Raw genomic sequence first — 21118 nt, 5'->3', positions numbered from 1 at the left:
CGGCAATCCGGCGCGAGGGGGCCGAATCAAAGGCGCAGCATAGGGCTGACTGCGAGCGCAGGCCCAGTACTATTGATTTGACTGATTTTGATTCAAAAGCCGCATAGACGAGGGTGGCCGAAGCCTTTCAGGCCACCCGTGCGGACAGTCAGTTCAGGCCAAGGGCCTTTTCGATGGCCTGGATGACGGCGGCGTCATCAGGCAGTGTGCGCGGCGAGAAACGCGCGATCACTTCCCCGCTCTTGCGAACCAGGAATTTTTCGAAGTTCCAGGTAATGTCACCCGGAAACTCGGCACCCTCGCCCGCCAGCAGGCGATAAAGCGGGTGACGGTGCGGCCCGTTGACTTCAAGCTTTTCGCCCAGCGGAAAGGTCACACCGTAACTGAGCTCGCAGAACTCGGCGATTTCCTTCTCGCTGCCCGGTTCCTGACCTGCAAACTGATTGCACGGCAGACCTAGAATCGTCAGGCCCTTGTCCTTGTATCGCTGGTACAGGTTCTCAAGTGCAGCGTACTGCGGCGTGAGTCCGCACTTGGACGCCACGTTGACGACCAGAACCACGTTGTTCTTGAAATCCGCCAGTGAAAGCTCATGGCCATCCAGCGCCTTCAGCTTGATATCGTGAAAAGCACTCATGAAGAACCCCCTTGAAGCCCGAACGCTGCGCAAGAACCCGAAAAGGCGCAATGACCGCACGCGTAACGAAAGTCGTCATCGCAGAACAGCCAGAGCGCCTTTGTCAGTGACCTGAGCTTAGCAGCACAAATCAGTGATGATGGCCGCCTTCGCCATGAACGTGGCCATGAGCTACTTCTTCTTCGCTGGCATCACGGACGTTAACGATTTTTACGTCGAAATTCAGACGCTGACCAGCGAGCGGGTGGTTGCCGTCGACAGTAACGTCATCACCATCCAGGTCGCGAATGGTCACGATCTGCATGCTGCCGTCAGGGCCGGATGCGTGGAACTGCATGCCGACCTGAAGCTCATCGACGCCTTCGAACATGCTGCGGCTCAGGGTGCTGACCAGTTCGGCGGAGTATTCACCGTAGGCGTCTTCCGGCTCGATGGCGACTTTCAGTTCGTCACCGACGTCCTTGCCTTCGAGGGCTTTTTCCAGGCCCGGAATGATGTTGCCGGCACCTTGCAGGTAAACCAGCGGCGCGCCGCCAGCGGAGCTGTCGATGACCTCACCAGCGTCGTTGGTCAGGGTATAGTCAATGGAGACAGCCTTATTGGCGGCGATCGGCATGGGGACAAGACCTTTGCTTAAGATTGAAGAACGAGCAAGTTTAACCAAGCCATCGCCCGAAAGCGAACGCAACTCTGACAGACGGGCCCAATTGGAAAATTCAACGGTTGTCGATTTCAGGCAGGATGAGGACGGGCACTGGGTTGCGGTACTGTCCTGCGGGCATACGCAGCACCTTCGCCATCAGCCACCCTGGCAATCGCGCGCCTGGGTTCTGGACCCTGTTCGACGCCAACAGAAAATAGGTCAGGGCTTTCACTGCGGCTGGTGTGCGAAAGCCCCGGATAACGATAGTCTTGGCACAGAGGATCCGCGTTAGACGGTTCCCGGCCTTTTTTTGCGGTTGTCGGCTGTTCACCTGCGCCGCAACCCTTGCACTGCTCAATCGAGAAGCCAGTATGCAAACTTTTTTCATCGCCCCCACAGACTTTGGCGTGGGGTTGACCTCCATCAGCCTTGGCCTGGTGCGCACTCTGGAGCGCGCAGGCCTCAAGGTGGGCTTCTTCAAGCCCATTGCGCAGCCGCACCCCGGCGACCTGGGCCCGGAACGCTCCACCGAATTGATGGCCCGAACTCACGGTTTAAAACCACCCAAGCCTCTGGGCCTGGCGCACGTCGAGCGCATGCTGGGTGACGGCCAGCTCGATGAGTTGCTCGAAGAAATCATCAGTCTTTATCAGCAGGCAGCCGTCGGCAAGGACGTGCTGGTGGTCGAAGGCATGGTGCCGACGCGCAGCGCAAGTTACGCCGCACGCGTCAATCTGCACCTGGCCAAGAGCCTGGATGCCGACGTCATTCTGGTGTCCGCGCCGGAAAACGAAGTGTTGACCGAGCTTTCCGGGCGGGTCGAGTTGCAGGCGCAACTGTTCGGCGGCCCCAAGGACCCGAAAGTGCTGGGCGTGATTCTTAACAAGGTGCGCACCGACGAAAGCATGGAAGTCTTTGCCGCCCGCCTCAAAGAGCATTCGCCGCTGCTGCGCAATGGCGATTTCCGCTTGCTGGGCTGCATTCCTTATCAAGCCGAACTCAACGCGCCGCGCACCCGTGACGTCGCCGAGTTGCTCGGCGCGCAGGTGCTCAATGCAGGCGATTACGATCAGCGCCGTATGTCGCGGATCATCATCTGCGCACGGACCGTGCTGAATACGGTGCCTCTGCTCAAGCCGGGGGTGCTGGTGGTCACGCCGGGCGACCGCGACGACATCATTCTGGCCGTCAGTCTGGCAGCCATGAACGGCGTGCCGCTGGCCGGGCTGCTGCTGACCAGCGATACGGTGCCCGACCCGCGCATCATGGAGCTGTGCCGAGGCGCGTTGCAGGCAGGCTTGCCGGTGCTGTCGGTGAGCACCGGTTCCTACGACACTGCCAATCGCCTCAACCAGTTGAACAAGGAAATCCCCATCGATGACCGCGAGCGCGCGGAAATCATCACCGACTTCGTCGCCAGCCATCTGGACGCCAACTGGCTGCATCAGCGTTGCGGCACGCCGCGCGAGCTGCGCCTGTCGCCTGCGGTGTTCCGCTATCAGTTGATTCAGCGTGCGCAATCGGCCAACAAACGCATCGTGCTGCCGGAAGGCAACGAGCCGCTGACCATTCAGGCAGCAGCGATCTGTCAGGCACGAGGCATTGCGCGCTGCGTGCTGCTGGCAAAGCCCGAAGAGGTGCAGGCCATTGCCCAGGCCCACGGCATCGAGTTGCCGCCGGGCCTGGAGATTCTGGACCCGGACCTGATTCGCGAACGGTATGTCGCGCCCATGGTGAACCTGCGCAAGAGCAAGAGCCTGAACGCGCCCATGGCCGAACAGCAACTTGAAGACCCGGTGGTGATCGGTACCGTGATGCTGGCGCTGGACGAGGTCGACGGGTTGGTATCGGGCGTCGTTCATTCCACGGCCAACACCATCCGCCCTGCCCTGCAACTGATCAAGACCGCGCCGGGCTGCACGCTGGTCTCGTCGGTGTTCTTCATGCTCTTCCCCGAACAGGTGCTGGTCTATGGCGACTGCATCATGAACCCGCACCCCAGCGCCAGCGAACTGGCCGAGATCGCCCTGCAAAGCGCCGACTCCGCCATCGCGTTCGGTATTTCGCCTCGCGTAGCGATGATCAGCTATTCGAGTGGCAACTCGGCCAGCGGTGAAGAGGTCGAGAAAGTCCGCGAAGCCACGCAACTGGCGCGCGAATCCCAGCGTGATCTATTGATCGACGGGCCGCTGCAGTATGATGCCGCCGCCAACGAGCATGTGGCCCGGCAACTGGCCCCTGACAGCCCGGTCGCGGGACGCGCCAATGTGTTCGTGTTCCCGGACCTCAACACGGGCAACACCACCTACAAAGCGGTGCAGCGCAGTGCTGACTGCGTGAGCCTGGGGCCGATGCTGCAAGGCCTGCGCAAGCCGGTCAACGACCTGCCACGCGGCGCTCAGGTCGACGACATCGTTTACACCATTGCATTGACTGCCATTCAGGCCGACACACTGGCCTGATACACACTCAGGTGCCGCAGGCGAATCTGCGGCATCCCATCACTCTGCGGAGCTTCATCCTTCATGGATTTCCTGCCTGCCCCATTGCGCGGCGTCATTGCCTCGCTGCTGTTGGCGCTGAACACCATCATCTGCTGCACGGTGCTGTTCGTGGTCACGATCTTCAAGATCTGCCTGCCTTTCTCTGCCGCCCAGCGCCTCACCGACTGGATGATGAGCCATATTCAGGAAACCTGGATCGGCAACAACAACGCGTGGATCAGACTGCTGTGCAACACCCGCTGGCACCTGACGGGTCTGGAAGGGCTGGATTACAAACACTCGTATCTGGTCACCAGCAACCACCAGAGCTGGGTCGACATCATGGTGTTGCAGTACGTGCTGAACCGTCGAATCCGCCCGTTGAAGTTTTTCCTCAAACAGGAATTGATCTGGGTCCCTGTGATCGGTCTCGCGTGGTGGGCATTGGGCTTTCCGTTCATGAAGCGCTATTCCAAGGCGTACCTGGCCAAGCACCCGGAGAAGAAAGGCAAGGACCTGGAGACCACTCGCCGCACCTGCGCGAAGTTTCGCCACAACCCGGTGGGAATCTTCAACTTCGCAGAAGGAACGCGCTTTACGCCGGGCAAACATGCCGAGCAGAACTCACCGTTCCGCTATTTGCTGAAACCCAAGGCGGGCGGCATTGCCTTCGTACTGGATGCGATGGGCGAGCAACTGGAATCGATCATTAACGTGACGATCCACTACCCCGCCGGCCGGCCAGGCTACTGGGACCTGCTGTGCGGCAGGGTGAAAGACGTGGTCGCCCACTTCGAGGAGATCAGTATCCCGCCGCAGTTCGTGGGTAAAAACTATGATCAGGACGGTGAATACCGCCTGGAATTCCAGCAGTGGATCAATGGACTCTGGGAAGAAAAAGACCAGTTGCTGAAGCGGCTGCACGAGCAGTATCGCGGGTAACTTGCCTACGGAGAGTTTTCACAAAGGGAGGCGGAGCGTCCCGTGCTGCATACCCACGCAGCGCGTGGGTATGGCCATCACATCAGGCGAGCTTACTGCTGATACTGCTGGTATTGCTGACCCGGAATCGGCTTGAGGTTGACCTCGACGCGACGGTTCTGGGCGCGGCCGTTGGCGTCGGCGTTGCTGGCGATAGGCTGGTCGGGACCTGCGCCACGTACCGACAGGTGCGAGGGATCGACACCTTGTGAGGTCAGGTAGGTCGCAACACTCTGCGCGCGCTGTTGCGACAGGTCCATGTTGTGTTGACGCCCGCCGGTGCTGTCGGTGTAACCGATGATTTCAATGTTGCTCTGATTGAATTGCTTGAGCGAATTCGCCAGGTTGTTGAGCGGCGAATAGAAGCTGCTGGCGATGGCCGAAGAGTCGGTGGCGAAGGTGATGTTGCCCGGCATGATCAGCTTGATCTGATCACCCTGACGCTGAACCTCGACACCGGTATTGGCCATGCTTGCACGCAGCGCCGCTTCCTGTTTGTCCGCGTAGTAGCCGTAACCTGCCGATGCGGCGCCTACCACGGCAGCGCCGATCAATGCGCCCTTGCCGCGACTGTTATGGTCGATGGCCGCGCCTGCCAAGGCACCAGCCAGTGCGCCCAGCCCACCGTATTTGGCGGTCTTGTTCATGCCGCCGGAGCTTTGAGCCTGACCCTGGTTGTCATAGGGATTGGACGACGTCGCACAGCCAGACAGCAGCGCTACGGCGGTGGCGACAATAATCAAACGACGCGAGGTGAACATTCAGATGCTCCTGGGTTGGACTGACGCTGATGACCGATTAGAGCATGGCGCCTGTCAAAAATTCCTTAACCCGGCCTGAACCGTCTGCGTCGCACGGTCAGCGTCGCTCTTCGCGAATATACGGCTCGCCCAGCGCACCTGGCTGACTTGACGATTGTCGTTTGCCGGCGGCCACCCAGACCATGACCAGCAAGGTCACCGCATACGGCGTCATCAGCACGAAATACTGCGGCAGCTTCACGCCAGTGGCGGCCAATTGTGGTATCAGCGCTTCAATCCCTCCGAACAACAATGCACCGGCCAACGCGCGCCACGGCGACCAACGCGCAAAAATCACCAGTGAGACAGCGATCCAGCCGCGTCCGCCGGTCATGTCGGCAATCCACATTTTGGTGCTGAGCACCGCGATGAAGCCGCCCGCCAGGCCCATCAGGGCCGAGCCCGCAACGATGGCCGCCAGCCGATAGCCCAGCACCGAAATACCCGCCGCATCGGCCGCCTGAGGATTTTCGCCCACGGCACGCAAACGCAGCCCCGTACGCGTGCGTTCCAGCAGCCAGACCACGGCGATGAAAATCAGCACGGTCAGGTACACCAGTGGATTCTGGATGAACACCTTGCCCACCACAGGCAGCTCTGACAGGGGCCACAGCTCCACAGCCTGCAAGCCGCTCACCGGACGGTTGGTCCAGCCCAGCAGTGTGCCCAGCAACCCGGTCAGGCCCTGACAGAAGAACACCAGCGCCAGCCCCGCGATCACCTGATTGATGCGCAGCACCAGCACCATCAGGGCAAACAGCAACGACACCGCACCGGCTGCCACCATCGACGCCAGCAAGGAAATGCCGGGCGAGCCGACACTCAGTTGCGTGCCGATGCCCGCCAGCGCACCGACCAGCATCATGCCTTCGACGCCCAGCGCCAGAACGCCGCTGCGTTCGATCAGGATCAGGCCCAACGCGGCCAGCGCAAAGGGTACGGCGAAATCCGGGGCGCTGCCCAGCCAATGAGAAAGAAGGTCCATCAGCGTGCTCCTGCCTGGATACGACGCAGGCGATGGCGGATGAAAAAGTCGGACGAGGCCACACAGATCACCAGAATCGCCTGGATCAGTTGCACCATCGAAAACGGGATCTGGTAGAACACCTGCAGGTTGCGCCCCGCCACGAACAGCATGGCGATCAGCAGCGCCACGAGGGTCGCCGCCACAGGATTGTTACGAGCCAGAAACGCGATGAGAATCCCGGAAAACCCGTAGCCCTGATAGAACGACTGGGTGAGGCGCCCCTCTTGCCCCGAGGTCACGACGAACCCTGCCAGCCCTGCCAGCGCCCCGGACAGCAGGACTGTGCCAATGATCATCTTGCGCACCGGCACGCCAACTGCGCCGGCCACTTTGGGATTGGCATCGACGAAGCGCAGATAAAGACCGGCCCTTGAGATACCGATAAACCACAAGGTCAGCAGCGTGACCAGCAGCGCCAGAACGATGGCCGCGTTATAGCCGGCAAACAGATCCGGCAGACGTTCGAAACTGCGCAGTGCAGGTGAATACGGAAAGTTATCCCGCGGGTCTTTCCAGCTCCCGTAGACCAGATGCTGCAGGAAGTTGGCGGCGATGTAGTTAAGCATGAGGGTCGAGATGATTTCGTTGACCTGCCATTTGAGCTTCAACAGGATCGGCCCCAGGCTCCAGAGCATCGCGCAGCCAATCGCCGCAGCCATCATCATGGGCAGACGCAGCACCTGCGGCCCCACGTCAAACAGTGAAATGGCCGTGGCCCCGATGGCGCCCCAGATCATCTGACCCTCCAGCCCCAGGTTCCAGAACCTCGCACGGAACGCCATGCAGCCTGCCAGCCCGACCATGATCATGGGCGAGGCCTGAAACAGTACGGCTTTGAAGTTCTGTGCGTCGAATACCGTCTGCATGACGAACTCGTTGAGCAGTTCGCCTGCCGGAACGCCCGCCAGGATCAGTATCGCAGTACAGATCGCCAGCCCCACCAGCAACGCCAGCGCAATGATCAGCACCTGCAACGGCCAGCCGGTCTGCTGGCGGATTTCCAGCGTGTAGCGTCGCGATAACAAAGGGCTTCGCGGCGTACTGCCAGCGTGCAATACAGTCGATTCAGTCATGGCTCACCATCGCTTTGCCAATCGCCTGACGATCAGCGGGATGTTCGAACTCGGCGACGATACGCCCACCGTTCATCACGCCGATCCGGTCAGACAGGGTCAGAACCTCGTCCAGGTCTTCGCTGATCACCAGCACGGCTGCGCCTGCGTCACGCGCAGCACGCAGACGGTCGTGCACCGCCTGGGTGGCGCGAACGTCCAGGCCCCTGCTGGGACTGTGGACCAGCACCAATTGCGGGTTGCGACTGAATTCCCGCGCGATCACCAGCTTCTGGGCATTGCCACCCGACAACAGCGCAGCTTTCTGATCGAGCGAACGCACGCCCTGCACATCGAAATCCGTCACGGCCTGCTGCGCGTCCTGTTTCAGGCGCGTGTAACGCATGCGCCAGAACGAGCCGTACTGGCCGCCATGAATATTGCCGATACCGAAGTTTTCGGCCACCGAGAGCGAACCGGCCAGGGCGGCTCCGTAGCGATCCGCAGGAATCGACGCAATGCGCAACTGCCGCCGTTGCTCGGGCGATGCGCTGCGCAGATCGCCGAACTGCGCCAGATGAATCTCGCCTTCGGTGGGTTGTGGCAGGCCCATCAACGCGTTGGCCAGTTCCGCCTGACCATTGCCGCCCACGCCTGCGATGCCGTAGATCTGCCCGGCGCGCAGGGTCATGTTCACCCCGTTGAGCGCGCTGCTGCCTGCCACGCTGCGCAGGTCACGCACCTGCACACGAACCTCTCCCGGCGTCACCGGACTGCGCTCACTGACCGGTGCGGAATCGCCCACGGTCAATTGCACCAGTTGCTGAACGCTGACGGAGTGCGGATCAAGGGTCTGAATCGTGCGACCGCCACGCATCACGGTCACCCGATCGGCGTAGCGCTTCACGTCAGCCATCTTGTGCGTCACCAGAATCACGGCAGCGCCCTGACGGGCAAACGCCTGCACCGTCGTCAGCAACCGTTCGGCCTCCTGATCGGTGAGCACTGCCGTGGGCTCATCGAGAATCAGAATCCGCGCACCGGCCAGCAGCACCTTGAGAATCTCAACGCGCTGCTGCTCGGCCACCGACAAGCTGTCGACGCTGCGGGTTGGGTCGAGCACAAAGCCCAGTTCCTCAGCCTTGCTGACAATGTCCTGCTCAAGCGCCCGCAGACGCTTGCGATAACTGCCCTCGCCCGGCTGCTCACGCAGCCCCAGCAGAATGTTCTGCGCCACGGTGAACGGTTTCACCAGTTTGAAATGCTGATGCACCATGCCGATCCGATAGCGACTCGCATCCTTGGGGCCTTGGAGCTGGACCAGGTTGTCGTCGATCAGCAGCGAGCCGGTCTCCGGCGCATACAACCCGGCGGCAATGTTCATCAGCGACGATTTGCCCGCACCGTTCTCGCCCAGCAGCGCATGAACCTCGCCCCAGTGAGCCGTGAAGTCGGCGTCGATCAAGGCCTTGAAACCGTCGAACGACTTGCTGATACCAGTGAGTTGAAGCGCATTGACCTGACTCATTGCTGGGTCATCACGCCTTCGACGAACCAGTCCATTTTCCACAGGTCCGGGTCGGACATATGCTGCCCGGCGGCGATCCTTTCTTTACCGTCGCGATCCGCCATCGGCCCGCTGTAGAGGATTTTGCGGCCCGCCAGCAGCTCGGCACGCTCAGCCTCGATCTTCTGCCGGTTATCTGCCGAGATGATTGCGTCCTTGGTCAGGCTGATATCAGTGCCGCCCTGCTCCATCGACAGCAACGCGCCATTGGCCGCAGGCGTCCAGTTGCCAGCCATGACTTTCTTGAGTTCAGGCCCCAGGAAGCGTTCCCAGACCCAGACCGACGAACAAACGGTGGCCTTGGGGGCAAACTCGCTAAGGTCGCGGTGGTGGCCGGTGCCGTGAATGCCGCGCTCCTGAGCGACGATCTGGGGTGTCGGGCTGTCGACATGCTGGCCGACCACATCCACGCCGTTGTCGATCAGCGCCATGGTGGCCGCGCGCTCTTTCACCGGATCGTTCCAGGCACCGGTGTAGATGACAGTGACTGTCGCCTTCGGGTTGATCTGCCTGGCGCCCAGCTCGTAGGCGTTTATGGTCCAGTTGACCTGACCGAACGGGTTGGCGGCGACAAAGCCCAGCTTGCCGGTTTTCGACGCCGCGCCTGCCGCCATGCCGCATAGGTACTGGCTTTCATAGGTGCGCCCGTAGAACGACTCCAGATTAGGTGCGTTGGTGGTACCCGAACCGTTCAGAAACGCCACATCAGGGTATTTTTTGGCCAGCGTCAGGAAGGTGTCCGAGTAGCCGAAAGCGGTGCCGACGATAATATTGGCGCCACGTGCGATCAGGCGATCAACCACTGGTGTGATGGCTGCCGCGTTTTCAGGAACGCTTTCCACGTACTGGATCTTGGTGTCCAGGTCCTTTTCCAGCTTTTGCCGGGCTTCGTCGAACGCTTGGGTCCAGCCCCCGTCGTTGCGCGGGCTGATGTACACCATGGCGATTTTCGCCGGGCCTTTGAGGGTCAATCCTTCTGCCTGGGCAAGGCTGCCCATCCCGAACGCAACAGCCGCACACAAAGTCCCGGGCAACAGTTTCTTGTACATAGACGTTTTCCTGAGGGTAATGGCCTGCAAGAACAGCGCGGGGCCGACCCTGCAGGCCATAGCAGCATCCATGCCACTGCAGAAAAGACGTTATGAAACAACGGACTGTAGAAAACAGCATGACCAAAACGGATCAGATGGTCCGATTCAGAGCACTTGGTTTGTGCAGAGTGACCGATTGCTGCTCAGCCGGGGTGCGTAAGGCAAACACCGGACTGTAGGAGGCGCCACCACGTCTTCGACGTAGCGCTGTCGCGCGGCAAACTCAGTGGGAGCGGACTTGTCCGCGAATGCAGTATTTCAGCCACTGCATATGCGTCGGATGTACTGGCCTTTTCGCGGACAAGTCCGCTCCCACAAAATCGCGTCATCGTTCATCGCCGGCAAGCCGCCTCCCACACTGGAGCTAGCGTTACTTCAGCGATCACCTTGAGATATCTCAAGCACCCCGCGGCAGGATGCCGTCCAGAATCATGCTGCGCAGGCTCTCCAGCACCTCGTCAAAAAACGCGGGATCGTCCAGCGTTCTGCCGGTCACCGCCTCGACCTGCGTGCGAAAGTCTGCGTAATGCTGAGTGGTCGCCCACAACGAGAAAATAAGGTGATGAGGATTGATGGGCGCCAACTGTCCGCTGTCGATCCAGTGCTGAATCACTGCCACCTTGGCCTGCACGGTATCGCGCAACGGGTGCTGTAACTCACCCTGGATCAGCGGCGCACCCTGCATCACTTCCATGCAGAACAGGCGGGACTCGGCCGGGTGATCGCGGGACATCTCCAGCTTCGCCTTTATATAGGCACCGATGGCCTGCTGCGGATCCTTGTCGGCGGTGAAATGCAGCAGCGGGCTGAGCCACACCTCCAGCAACTGGCGCAGCACGTTCAGGTACAGGTCGTCCTTGCTGCTGAAGTAATAAAGCAGGTTGGTCTTGGACACATCCGCCAGGCTCGCCACCTGATCCAGGCTGCTGCCATGCACGCCATAACGGGAAAAGATTTCCAGCGCGGCATCGAGAATCACACTGCGCTTGCCTTCCATGAGACGCATGCGGCGCTTGAGGGCCGACGCACTGGGTTCACGGGTTGCCTTGATTGCCTTCTCGGGCTTGACCTTGCGCACGCGCTTGACCGCGGGCTCTGTCACGGGAGGTTTCTTGTTCACACACGTCAACCAGTGATGCCGAAATGAGCAGGCATCTTAACGGGCGGACACACTTTGTCGATATGAATGCAAAACGCATCGCGCATTCATGCGCCACATGCCCCATCACCGTGCGCACTGCACAAACCAAGTGCTCTCATCCAGACCAAATGGTCCGAATTAATGCGGTTTATTTTCTAACCCGTTGAATAAAAACAACAAAACAAAGCTGGCCCGCTTCATGCAAATTCGATTTCAAGTGCCGCCCGTTGTCCTTGGGGCACGCATCGACTATCGCAGAGAGGCCTCATATGGACATCGGTATCTTCATCCCCATTGGCAATAACGGCTGGCTGATTTCAAGCAACGCACCGCAATACCTGCCGACCTTCGAACTCAACAAACAGATCGTGCAGAAGGCCGAAGGCTACGGCTTCGACTTCGCGCTATCGATGATCAAACTGCGCGGTTTCGGCGGCAAGACCCAGTTCTGGGAACACAATCTGGAGTCCTTTACCCTCATGGCGGGGCTTGCCGCCGTGACCAGCAAGATCCAGCTGTTCGCCACCGTCGCGACCCTGACGATTCCACCCGCGATTGCGGCACGAATGGCCTCGACCATCGACTCGATTTCCAACGGCCGTTTCGGCATCAATCTGGTTACCGGCTGGCAGAAGCCCGAGTACGAACAAATGGGTCTTTGGCCCGGCGACGAATTCTTCCATACCCGCTACGAGTACCTGGCCGAATACGCCCAGGTGTTGCGCGACTTGTGGGCCACGGGCAGCAGTGACTTCAAGGGTGAGCATTTCAGCATGCAGGACTGCCGCGTCAGCCCGCGTCCGCAAGCCGATATGAAGCTGATCTGCGCCGGGCAAAGCGAAGCCGGCATGGCGTTCTCGGCCCAGTACGCCGACTACAACTTCTGCTTCGGCAAGGGCGTGAACACCCCGACGGCCTTCGCGCCCACCGCACAGAAACTGATCGAGGCCAACGAAAAGACCGGGCGTAATGTCACCTCCTGCGTACTGTTCATGATCATTGCCGACGATACCGACGAAGCCGCCCGGGCGCGCTGGGAGCACATCAAGGAAGGTGCCGACGAGGAAGCCATCGCCTGGCTAAGCGACAAGGGCTCGGCCGACAAGAGCGCAGGCTCGAACCTGCGGCAGATGGCCGACCCGACCTCGGCGGTCAATATCAACATGGGCACGCTGGTGGGCTCATGGGCCAATGTGGCACGCATGCTCGATGAGGTGGCCAGCGTCCCGGGCACCCAGGGTGTGATGCTGACCTTCGATGATTTCGTGAAAGGCGTCGAGGATTTCGGCCAGAAAATTCAGCCACTGATGAGCAGCCGCAGTCACATCGCGCAGCTCAAGGAGGTGGTGTGATGAACGCCCCGGCAACGATTGCCGGCGTGGATCTGCCACTGGATCTGCAGCCTGCACGCGAACTGCCCGCACGCCCCGAAAACCTGCGCATGAAAGCAGGCGAGACAGCCCTGGTGGTGGTCGATATGCAGAACGCCTACGCCTCGCTCGGCGGCTATCTGGACCTGGCAGGGTTCGATGTCAGCAGCACGGGGCCGGTGATCGCCAATATCAAGAAGGCCTGCGCCGCTGCGCGTGCGGCAGGTATCCCGGTGATCTTTTTCCAGAACGGCTGGGACCCGGCCTATGTGGAAGCCGGTGGCCCCGGCTCACCGAACTGGCACAAGTCCAACGCGCTGAAAACCATGCGCAAGCGCCCCGAACTCGAAGGTCAGCTACTGGCCAAGGGCGGCTGGGACTATCAACTGGTCGACGAGCTGAAACCTGAGCCCGGCGACATTGTGGTGCCGAAGATCCGCTACAGCGGCTTCTTCAATTCCAGCTTCGACAGCGTGCTGCGCAGCCGAGGCATTCGTAACCTGGTGTTTACCGGAATCGCCACCAACGTCTGCGTCGAGTCGACCTTGCGCGACGGCTTTCACCTGGAATATTTCGGCGTGGTACTGGCCGACGCCACTCATCAGGCAGGCCCCGAATTCGCTCAGCAGGCCGCCCTGTTCAACATCGAAACCTTCTTCGGCTGGGTTTCCAGCGTCGAGGACTTCTGCACCACTTTCAGCCCGGTCGGGCAACCTTCGTGAGGACGTACGCATGACCAAGAAAGCGATCATTCCTGCTGGCACCACCAAGCCTATCGCACCATTCGTACCGGGTTCGATGGCTGACGGCGTGCTCTATGTGTCAGGCACCCTGCCCTTCGACAAGGACAACAACGTGGTGCATGTCGGCGACGCCACCGCCCAGACCCGTCACGTGCTGGAGACCATCAAAAGCGTGGTCGAAACCGCAGGCGGGACGATGGATGACGTGACCTTCAACATGATCATGATTCGTGACTGGGCCGATTACGCCAAGGTCAACGAAGTCTATGCCGAGTACTTCGCTGGCGAAAAACCGGCGCGCTACTGCATCCAGTGTGGCCTGGTGAAACCTGAAGCCCTGATCGAAATCGCCAGCATCGCCCACATCGGCTGAACCTCGACCGTGGGCGCTCGCCGCCCACCTGGAGCGCCCCGCATGTTCCATGAACTTCATGCTTCGCAAAAAGCCGGTGCACCGACGCTGGTGCTCAGCTCGGGACTCGGCGGTTCCGGTCAATACTGGAGCAACGATTTGCCCATCCTGACCCGGGATTATCAGGTGCTGATCTACGATCACGCCGGGACAGGACGCAGTCCGGCCGTGATCCCGCCCGACTACACGATTCGGCATATGGCGGTCGAACTGATGGAGCTGCTCGACTCGCTCGACATTCAGCACTGCCATTTCATGGGCCATGCGCTGGGTGGGCTGGTCGGCCTGGAGCTGTCGCTGTTACGCCCGAAAATGCTCGACAGCCAGGTGCTGATCAACGCCTGGAGCGGCCCGAACCCGCACAGCGCCCGCTGCTTTTCGGTGCGCAGGAAACTGTTGCTGAACAGTGGCCCAGAGGCCTATGTGCAAGCCCAGGCGTTGTTTCTGTACCCCGCCGACTGGATCGCAGCCAATACCACGCGACTGGCCAGCGATGAAGCACACGCACTGGCGCATTTCCCCGACACCGACAACCTTTTGCGGCGCATTCACGCATTGGAAAGCTTCGACATCGAGGCAAGGCTTGCGGACATACGCACACCCACTCTGTTGATCGCCAACCGCGACGACATGCTGGTGCCGTGGCAGCGATCACAGCACCTGGCCGACACCTTGCCCGACGCCAGGCTGGTGCTTCTGGAATATGGCGGTCACGCCTCGAACATCACTGATCCACAGCCCTTTCACCGAGCCCTGCTCGACTTTCTCAGCGCCCAGGCCTGAAGGACCGTTGCCATGCAAACTCAATCAGCGATATGCCCAGCCGACGCCACTGCCGTCACCCAGGTTCAGTTTCGCGACGCCATGTCCAGCCTCGCTGCCGCGGTCAACGTCATCACCACCGACGGCCCGCACGGTCGCGCCGGGTTCACGGCGACGGCCGTCTGCAGCGTGACCGATCAGCCGCCGACCCTGCTGGTCTGCATCAATCGCAGTGCCTCGGTGTATGACGCGTTTGTCGGCAACGGCACACTGTGTGTCAACACGCTGGGTCATGACCAGCAAGCGCTGTCCAACCTGTTCGGTGGCAAGACCTCGCAAGTGGAGCGTTTTGCAGGCGGCCAATGGCTGGAGGGATTGACCGGCGCTCCGTTGCTCGACGGCGCCAAGCTGGCACTGGACTGTCGCATCAGCCGGTCAGTAAGTGTCGGCACCCACGACATTCTGTTCTGCGAAGTGCAGGACATCCGGCATGAAAGCGAATCGGATGCGCTGGTGTATTTCGGGCGTCGCTATCATCCACTGCCCGGGCTGCTGCCGACGCCCTGACCGAATAACGGCTTTAACTTTCACTGGCAACTCTGAAACAGCGATTGAATGTTTTTATCGAGTGATCGACGCACACCACATAAACGACGTAACTTATTGATTTAATTGGTACAAAAACAAAAGCCCTCTTTTTGACGCCTGACAGATACACAAGATTTTTTCTTTATCTGATGCGTATACTGGCGTTATGAGATCAGGATGATCCTTGTCGTCTAAAGAGGTGAAATCATGTCGATCAACAACCCTGGCGTTGTCACTCCCCCGAGCCCTTCTTTCAGTCACCCGACATCCGGGTGACTGAACATGCTGAAAAAAATTCCTGTTTCCGAACTCTCCCTGGGTATGCATATCCACAAGTTCTGCCGCCCGTGGAACAGCGACCCCTTCTGGATCACTCACGTCGAAACCGTTCTTCACGATGCCGAAGTGCTCAAGCGCATTCAGACGTCCGATACCCTGGAAGTCTGGATCGACACGTGTCTAGGCGCAGACAGTACGGCAACACTCACCCAGGCTTCGTCTGAAAGCGACACAGCGGCTGTCAGCCTGGAACAGGAGGTCGAGCGCGCCAAGGCCATCTGTGGCCGTGCCCGAGACGTGGTCATGACCATGTTCAACGAGGCTCGCATGGGCCAGGCCATGAAGATGGATAACGTGCAGTTGATGGTCGAGGAAATCTCCAACTCGATCCTGCGCCATCCGCATGCACTGATCAGCCTGTCGCGTCTGAAGACGTCGGATGAATACACCTACATGCATTCGGTCGCCGTCTGCGCATTGATGGTGGCACTGGCCAGAAGAATGGGCATGGCAGATGAGCAGATTCGCGAAGCGGGCGTCGCAGGCCTGATGCACGATGTCGGCAAGATGATGATCGCGCCTGAAGTCCTTAATAAACCCAGCAGGCTGACCACCGAAGAATTCGACCTGATGAAGACCCACCCTGAGCAGGGTCTGAAAATTCTTGAAGAGAATCTGCCCGTCGCCACCGCGGTCATGGACGTGTGCCTGCATCACCACGAAAAGTTCGACGGCTCCGGCTACCCTCACGGCCTGCTGGGTTCAGACATCAGTCTTTTCGCCAGAATGAGCGCAGTGTGCGATGTGTACGATGCAATCACCTCCGACCGCCCGTACAAAAAGGGCTGGGGCGTTGCGCATTCGATTCGTGAAATGGCGTCCTGGAAAGGCCACTTCGATGAGCGGGTATTCCAGAGTTTCGTCAAGACCGTGGGCATCTACCCGGTAGGCGCGCTGGTGCGCCTTGAGAGCGGAAATCTGGGGGTGGTGGTCGAGCAGAGCGAGACGTCACTGCTGCGTCCCAGAGTGAAGGTATTCATGTCGGCGCGAACCCGAAAAGCCTTCGTGCCACGAATCATCGACCTTGCCAGCGAGACGGACAGGGACGCGATCGTGAAAATCGAACTGCCCGACGACTGGGGCCTGGAAAATGTGGATCACTTGTGGTCGCAAGGCAAGCGGGACTGAACCGGATTCGCTACCCCAACAGCCCTAACGCCTTGGCCCGGGCTACGGCCTGGGTGCGACGCTCGACCCCCAGCTTGCTGTTGATATGACTGGCGTGGGTCTTGACCGTGTGCAGCGAGATGAACAACTGCTCGCTGATTTCCTGATTCGAGCAGCCTTGGGCAATCAGATGCAGAACGTCCAGTTCACGCACGCTCAGGCAATCGCCACCCGGCTGAGACTCGGCAATCGGCGGCGCTGAACAGGAAGGCAGTTGCTCAAGCAACGCATTGCGCAGCGGACACGGTGGCGCAGGGAGTAATTGCTCACGCAACCACTGCGCGTGCTCGGTGAGCAGTGTCCTGAACGGCATCAGCGCTCCACCTGTTGCGGCCTTCATGCTGCGAACAAGCATCCCGCGCGCCTCCTCAAAGCGCCCGGCCGTGAGCATCAGGCCTGTCTGTTGCGTCATTGCGATGACGGCGAGCAACTGCGCCCCCACTTCCTGAGCGTGCTGGCCGAGCCGTTGCAGGCGTTGTTCGCTGGCAGCGGCATCGCCCTGGATACGCTCCAGCAAAGCGCGCTGAAACTCGATGTGCTGAGACAATTGGGGATGACATTCAGGTGCAGCAGCGGCCAGATCGCCGCGGTACGTCTGAGTCAGACGCAACAACCAGCCTTCGGCCAGATCGACACGCCCCTGCGCCAGCCAAAGCTCGCATTTGACCAGGGTAATCATCGCCAGGTAATAAATCGGCGGGACGTCCCAGATGTGCATCAACCTCTCGGCCTCTGCCAGCTCCGCGAACGCTTCAGCAAAGCGACCGGCGCAGCCTTCCATGGTGGCGATGACACAGTGACCGATCAACACACTGATGTCGCGACAGGCGCGCGCTTCGGCAAGTCCGGCCAGTAATTTCGCGCGCCCTGCATCGACCTGCATGCGCAGGGTCAGCAGGTAGCCTTCATACAACGTCAGACGCGCACGGACGGCGTAGAGCCTTGATGCAGAAAGTCCCTTGAGGCGTTGCAGGCCCTGACGCACCTCGTCCAGTGCGCGAAGAATCTCGCCGCGAGCCTGCAGCGCTCTGGCACGGTCGTAATGCGCCAGGGCTTCGAACAACGGATTGGCGACCCGTTGCGCCAGTTCCAGCGCATCACGATTCAACGCACGGGCGCGCCATAGATCGCCCTGGGCAATGGCCAGGTTGGCCAGCGTGGAGAGACACACCAGGCGCTGGCCGTAGCGTTTTTCCGGCAGGCTGAGCAGGGCTTCGCTGCAATACCTCAGGGTCTTGGCACTATCGCCCCGGCCGCGGGCGATGACGCCACTCAACGCCAGCCATTGGGCAAGCATGGACTTCTGCGCGGTGGCCGAGGGGGCGGGTAAAAACCGGCTCAACTTGTCGGCCAGTTCTTCGGCAGCGTCCAGCTGGCAGGCCAGCCCCAATGCCCAGGCGTACAGCACGATCAATCGGGGCGTGCTGGTCAGCAGGCTGTCAGGCAAATCCATTTTCCAGCGCAGCAGCATGCCGACATTCTGCTCAGCCAGCAGTTGTTCTTCGGAGAGGTTTTGCACCAGGTTGGCCGCGACATCCAGATTCCCGGCGCGCAGGGCCTGCTCGACCGCTTCGTCGAGCAGGCCCTGGTCGCTGAACCAGCGGCAGGCGTTCAAGTGCAGGCGCGTCTGTTGCGGCCTGCTGGCCTGACGTGCGCGCAGCAAGTCCGAAAAAAGATGGTGGTAGCGAAACCAGTGCCCCTGTTCTTCCAGTGGCACCAGAAACACCTGATGGGCCTGCAGATAGCGCAGCATGTCGGCGCTGTCGTGGGTGTCCCGAGCCGCGTCGCACAAGGCGCTGCAAAAACGCTCGAGACAAGCCGTTTCGTAGAGAAACGCCTGAGCCTCGGCAGGCAGGCAGTCAATGACTTCCTCAAGCAGGTATTCGCGAATCAGCACCTCGCCGCCATGCAAGGATTGCGGCAGCGCGTTTTCATCCCCGGCTTCGGCAGCTGCCAATAACCAGAAACGCAACCCTGCCACCCAGCCTTCACTGCGCTGAATCAGCCGTTGCAGTGCTTCGTTATCAAGAGAACGGCTGTGCCGATCCAGCAGGGCCATGGACTCGGCCTGCGTGAGCCTCAGGTCCTGTTCGTTGATTTCAAGGAGCTGGCGAGACAGGCGCAAGCGCGCCAGATGCCAGTCGGGGCGCTGGCGACTGGTGACCATCACCACCAGACCGACAGGCAAATGGTTGAGAAAGAACTGCAGACAACGGTCAAGAACCGACCCTTGGGCCAGATGGTAATCGTCAAGCACCAGCAGCAGCGGCCGACTCAGCATCAGGTGCACGGCCAACTCATCCAGTAACCCGTCAAGCCACTGTTCGAACGCGAACGGCTGATGACGCTGGCGCATTTTCAGCAGCCCCAGCGCCTGAGTCCCCAGTTGCGGAAAGAACTGCTGAAGCCCGGTCAGCAGACGCTCCAGAAAACGTCCGGGGTCGCTGTCTCGCGAACTCAGCCCCAGCCATACGCTCTGCCATTTGTCTGGCAAGGCCTGACAGAACTCGACCGCCAGCGAGCTTTTGCCGAACCCTGCAGGCGCACAGACCAGCAGCAGGCGTCCAGCCAACCCTTCGTTGAGACGCTGACAAAGACGGGGCCTGAGCACGTAACCATCGGGCAGTGGTGGTCGGAAGAATCGCCCTTCCAACGCAGGAATCGCGCTGTCTGCGAACCCTTGCATGCGGGACAGATCAGTCATGGCCGGCTCTTGTATGAATCAGTTTTTTCGGCGTAACGGTGCTCGGAGACTAGCGGGTTAGTGGCGCGTTTTGAAGGCCATCACTGAAAAGACTGTAACAAAATTCCTACAGCTTATAAGGCAGACGTCCGACGCAAAAAAGCCCCGCAAGCGGGGCTTTGATGCTCAAGCGTTGATTCAGACGCGCTTCATGTATCCAGAAGCGCTACACACGTTGGCTTAACGAACGCCTTCCTGACGCAGCGCGTTGGGTGTGAAGTCGCTGGTGCCCGCAGTGAAACCGAACTCGTAGGCCCGTTTCTCTTCGTTCTTCATGCCCAGCGCCACGTATCGGCCCGATTGCAGGTCGTACAGCGTTTCGATGGCGTACCACGGCACTTGCTTGTCGTAGTAGTTCTCGGCATGCGCTTCAGCGACGCGCCACAGTTGGCCACGACCGTCGTAGTGATCGATGACTGCTGCCTGCCAGGTGTCTTCGTCGATGAAGAAGTCACGCTTGGCATAGATGTGGCGCTGACCCTCTTTCAAAGTGGCCGTCACGTGCCAGACACGACGCAGCTCGTAACGGGTCAGGTCCTGATTGATGTGACCGGCCTTGATGATATCGGCGTACTTGAGCGTCGGATCGTCCAGCTTGTGGCTGTTGGAAGCGATGTACATTTCCTGTTTGCCGATCAGTTTCCAGTCGTAGCGATCCGGCGCGCCGTTGTACATGTCCAGGTTGTCGGACGTACGCAGGCCGTCCGATGCAGTGCCAGGACCGTCATACGACACTTGAGGCGCACGACGCACACGGCGCTGACCGGCGTTGTACAGCCACGCCGAGCGCGGCTCCTTAACCTGATCGAGGGTTTCGTGCACCAGCAACACACCACCGGCCAGACGCGCCGGAGCGGTTACTTCCTGCTTGAAATAGAACAGCACGTTGCCCGGATTCTTGGGATCGAAGTCGCGCATCTTGTCGCGGAACACGAACTGGTCAGCGAAGTACACCAGGCTGTAGGAACCATTGGGCTGTGGCGTGGCCTGGGTGACCAGACGTTTCACGCTGCCGCCACGGTAGCGGGTGATGTGGTTCCAGATGACTTCCACACCATTGGACGGGATTGGAAACGGAATGGCGGTATCGAAATTCTCCAGACCGCTGCCGCCACCGACCAGCTTGGTCGTGGTTGCGTTCTTCTTGATGGCCGCATACACGTCATCCGGCACGGTCGCGCCACGGTGCGTCGGGTACACCGGGATCCTGTAGCTGTCCGGGTAACGCTTGAACATCGCGTATTGGCCGGGCGCCAGCTTGTCCTTGTACTGCTCGACGTTGGCCGCCGTGATGATGAACAGCGGTTTTTCACTGGCGTATGGATTGGCCAGGAAGCCCTTGCTGTCGACGGCACCGGCGTTTTTCGGCATCGGCGACCAGGCCGAAATCGTGTTCGCCGCATTACCCGCCTTTTCTGCCCCCATGGGTGTCAACGACGTCCCCAGTTTGGCTGCCTCGGATTCAGACACCGCCGCCATGACGCTGGTTGCCAGCAACGACACGCCCAACAGACCGGCTTGCAACAGACCCTTTGTTATTTTCATTCTCATAGTCATCCCGAAAAAACCGTG

19 protein-coding genes are annotated in these 21118 nt (G+C 60.1%); 9 read left to right on the top strand and 10 right to left on the bottom strand.

Going from position 1 to position 21118, the window contains the following annotated elements:
- Nucleotides 1-148: 148 nt before the first annotated feature.
- Together BUB69_RS25845 and BUB69_RS25840 are read right to left on the bottom strand one after the other, a co-directional pair.
- On the bottom strand, nt 149-637 hold the full coding sequence (locus tag BUB69_RS25845; protein ID WP_073172493.1) for a glutathione peroxidase: 489 nt from the start codon (nt 635-637) through the stop codon (nt 149-151).
- A 130-nt stretch (nt 638-767) separates the two neighbouring features.
- On the bottom strand, nt 768-1253 hold the full coding sequence (locus tag BUB69_RS25840) for an FKBP-type peptidyl-prolyl cis-trans isomerase (protein WP_024689456.1): 486 nt from the start codon (nt 1251-1253) through the stop codon (nt 768-770).
- A 13-nt stretch (nt 1254-1266) separates the two neighbouring features.
- On the opposite strand from BUB69_RS25840, the gene BUB69_RS28340 reads away from it, so the two are divergent.
- The 3 genes from BUB69_RS28340 (at nt 1267) to BUB69_RS25825 (ending at nt 4705) form a co-directional block, all read left to right on the top strand.
- Nucleotides 1267-1572, top strand: coding sequence for a DUF3565 domain-containing protein (locus BUB69_RS28340; RefSeq protein WP_175561861.1), 306 nt, complete (start codon nt 1267-1269; stop codon nt 1570-1572).
- A gap of 79 nt (nt 1573-1651) precedes the next feature.
- Complete coding sequence (gene pta / locus BUB69_RS25830; protein WP_073172490.1) at nt 1652-3742, top strand: phosphate acetyltransferase; 2091 nt, start codon at nt 1652-1654, stop codon at nt 3740-3742.
- 63 nt (nt 3743-3805) lie between these two features.
- Entirely contained in the window at nt 3806-4705 is a 900-nt protein-coding gene (locus tag BUB69_RS25825) for an acyltransferase (RefSeq protein WP_073172487.1), read from the top strand.
- Nucleotides 4706-4797: 92 nt separating this feature from the next.
- On the opposite strand, the gene BUB69_RS25820 is transcribed toward BUB69_RS25825, so the two are convergent.
- The 6 genes from BUB69_RS25820 to rutR form a co-directional block, all read right to left on the bottom strand.
- A complete protein-coding gene (locus tag BUB69_RS25820) occupies nt 4798-5505 on the bottom strand; it encodes a YiaD family glycine zipper/OmpA-like lipoprotein (protein ID WP_024689459.1) in 708 nt (235 codons plus the stop codon).
- Between the two features lie 97 nt (nt 5506-5602).
- Nucleotides 5603-6529, bottom strand: coding sequence for an ABC transporter permease (locus BUB69_RS25815; protein ID WP_073172483.1), 927 nt, complete (start codon nt 6527-6529; stop codon nt 5603-5605).
- Nucleotides 6529-7644 (bottom strand): ABC transporter permease, encoded by a 1116-nt coding sequence (locus BUB69_RS25810; protein ID WP_073172481.1) that lies wholly within the window; start codon nt 7642-7644, stop codon nt 6529-6531. Before BUB69_RS25810 ends, BUB69_RS25815 begins: the two co-directional genes overlap by 1 nt.
- Nucleotides 7637-9151 (bottom strand): ABC transporter ATP-binding protein, encoded by a 1515-nt coding sequence (locus BUB69_RS25805; RefSeq protein WP_073172478.1) that lies wholly within the window; start codon nt 9149-9151, stop codon nt 7637-7639. The genes BUB69_RS25810 and BUB69_RS25805 overlap by 8 nt, the downstream gene beginning before the upstream one ends.
- Entirely contained in the window at nt 9148-10239 is a 1092-nt protein-coding gene (locus BUB69_RS25800; RefSeq protein WP_073172475.1) for a BMP family ABC transporter substrate-binding protein, read from the bottom strand. The genes BUB69_RS25805 and BUB69_RS25800 overlap by 4 nt, the downstream gene beginning before the upstream one ends.
- A 439-nt stretch (nt 10240-10678) precedes the next feature.
- On the bottom strand, nt 10679-11383 hold the full coding sequence (gene rutR, locus BUB69_RS25795; RefSeq protein ID WP_163032192.1) for a pyrimidine utilization regulatory protein R: 705 nt from the start codon (nt 11381-11383) through the stop codon (nt 10679-10681).
- Nucleotides 11384-11691: 308 nt separating this feature from the next.
- Between rutR and rutA the strand changes: the two genes are divergently transcribed.
- The 6 genes from rutA to BUB69_RS25765 all read left to right on the top strand — a co-directional run bounded on the left by rutA (nt 11692) and on the right by BUB69_RS25765 (nt 16764).
- Nucleotides 11692-12774 (top strand): pyrimidine utilization protein A, encoded by a 1083-nt coding sequence (rutA, locus tag BUB69_RS25790; RefSeq protein WP_073172468.1) that lies wholly within the window; start codon nt 11692-11694, stop codon nt 12772-12774.
- Nucleotides 12774-13514 carry a pyrimidine utilization protein B gene (gene rutB, locus BUB69_RS25785; protein ID WP_073172465.1) on the top strand — a complete coding sequence of 247 codons (741 nt, stop codon included), beginning with the start codon at nt 12774-12776 and terminating at the stop codon, nt 13512-13514. Before rutA ends, rutB begins: the two co-directional genes overlap by 1 nt.
- Before the next feature lie 10 nt (nt 13515-13524).
- Nucleotides 13525-13908 (top strand): pyrimidine utilization protein C, encoded by a 384-nt coding sequence (rutC, locus tag BUB69_RS25780; protein WP_002552194.1) that lies wholly within the window; start codon nt 13525-13527, stop codon nt 13906-13908.
- 42 nt (nt 13909-13950) lie between these two features.
- Complete coding sequence (gene rutD, locus BUB69_RS25775) at nt 13951-14730, top strand: pyrimidine utilization protein D (protein ID WP_073172462.1); 780 nt, start codon at nt 13951-13953, stop codon at nt 14728-14730.
- Between the two features lie 12 nt (nt 14731-14742).
- Nucleotides 14743-15276 carry an NADH-dependent FMN reductase RutF gene (gene rutF / locus BUB69_RS25770; protein ID WP_073172459.1) on the top strand — a complete coding sequence of 178 codons (534 nt, stop codon included), beginning with the start codon at nt 14743-14745 and terminating at the stop codon, nt 15274-15276.
- Between the two features lie 303 nt (nt 15277-15579).
- A complete protein-coding gene (locus BUB69_RS25765) occupies nt 15580-16764 on the top strand; it encodes a cyclic di-GMP phosphodiesterase (RefSeq protein ID WP_073172456.1) in 1185 nt (394 codons plus the stop codon).
- A gap of 10 nt (nt 16765-16774) precedes the next feature.
- On the opposite strand, the gene BUB69_RS25760 is transcribed toward BUB69_RS25765, so the two are convergent.
- Nucleotides 16775-19507 (bottom strand): winged helix-turn-helix domain-containing protein, encoded by a 2733-nt coding sequence (locus tag BUB69_RS25760; RefSeq protein WP_073172453.1) that lies wholly within the window; start codon nt 19505-19507, stop codon nt 16775-16777.
- A 219-nt stretch (nt 19508-19726) separates the two neighbouring features.
- Entirely contained in the window at nt 19727-21091 is a 1365-nt protein-coding gene (locus BUB69_RS25755) for a DUF1329 domain-containing protein (RefSeq protein ID WP_163032191.1), read from the bottom strand.
- Between the last annotated feature and the right edge of the window lie 27 nt (nt 21092-21118).

The organism is Pseudomonas asturiensis, assembly GCF_900143095.1.
Lineage (GTDB): Bacteria > Pseudomonadota > Gammaproteobacteria > Pseudomonadales > Pseudomonadaceae > Aquipseudomonas > Aquipseudomonas asturiensis.
This window is presented reverse-complemented; position numbering and strand designations above follow the sequence as displayed.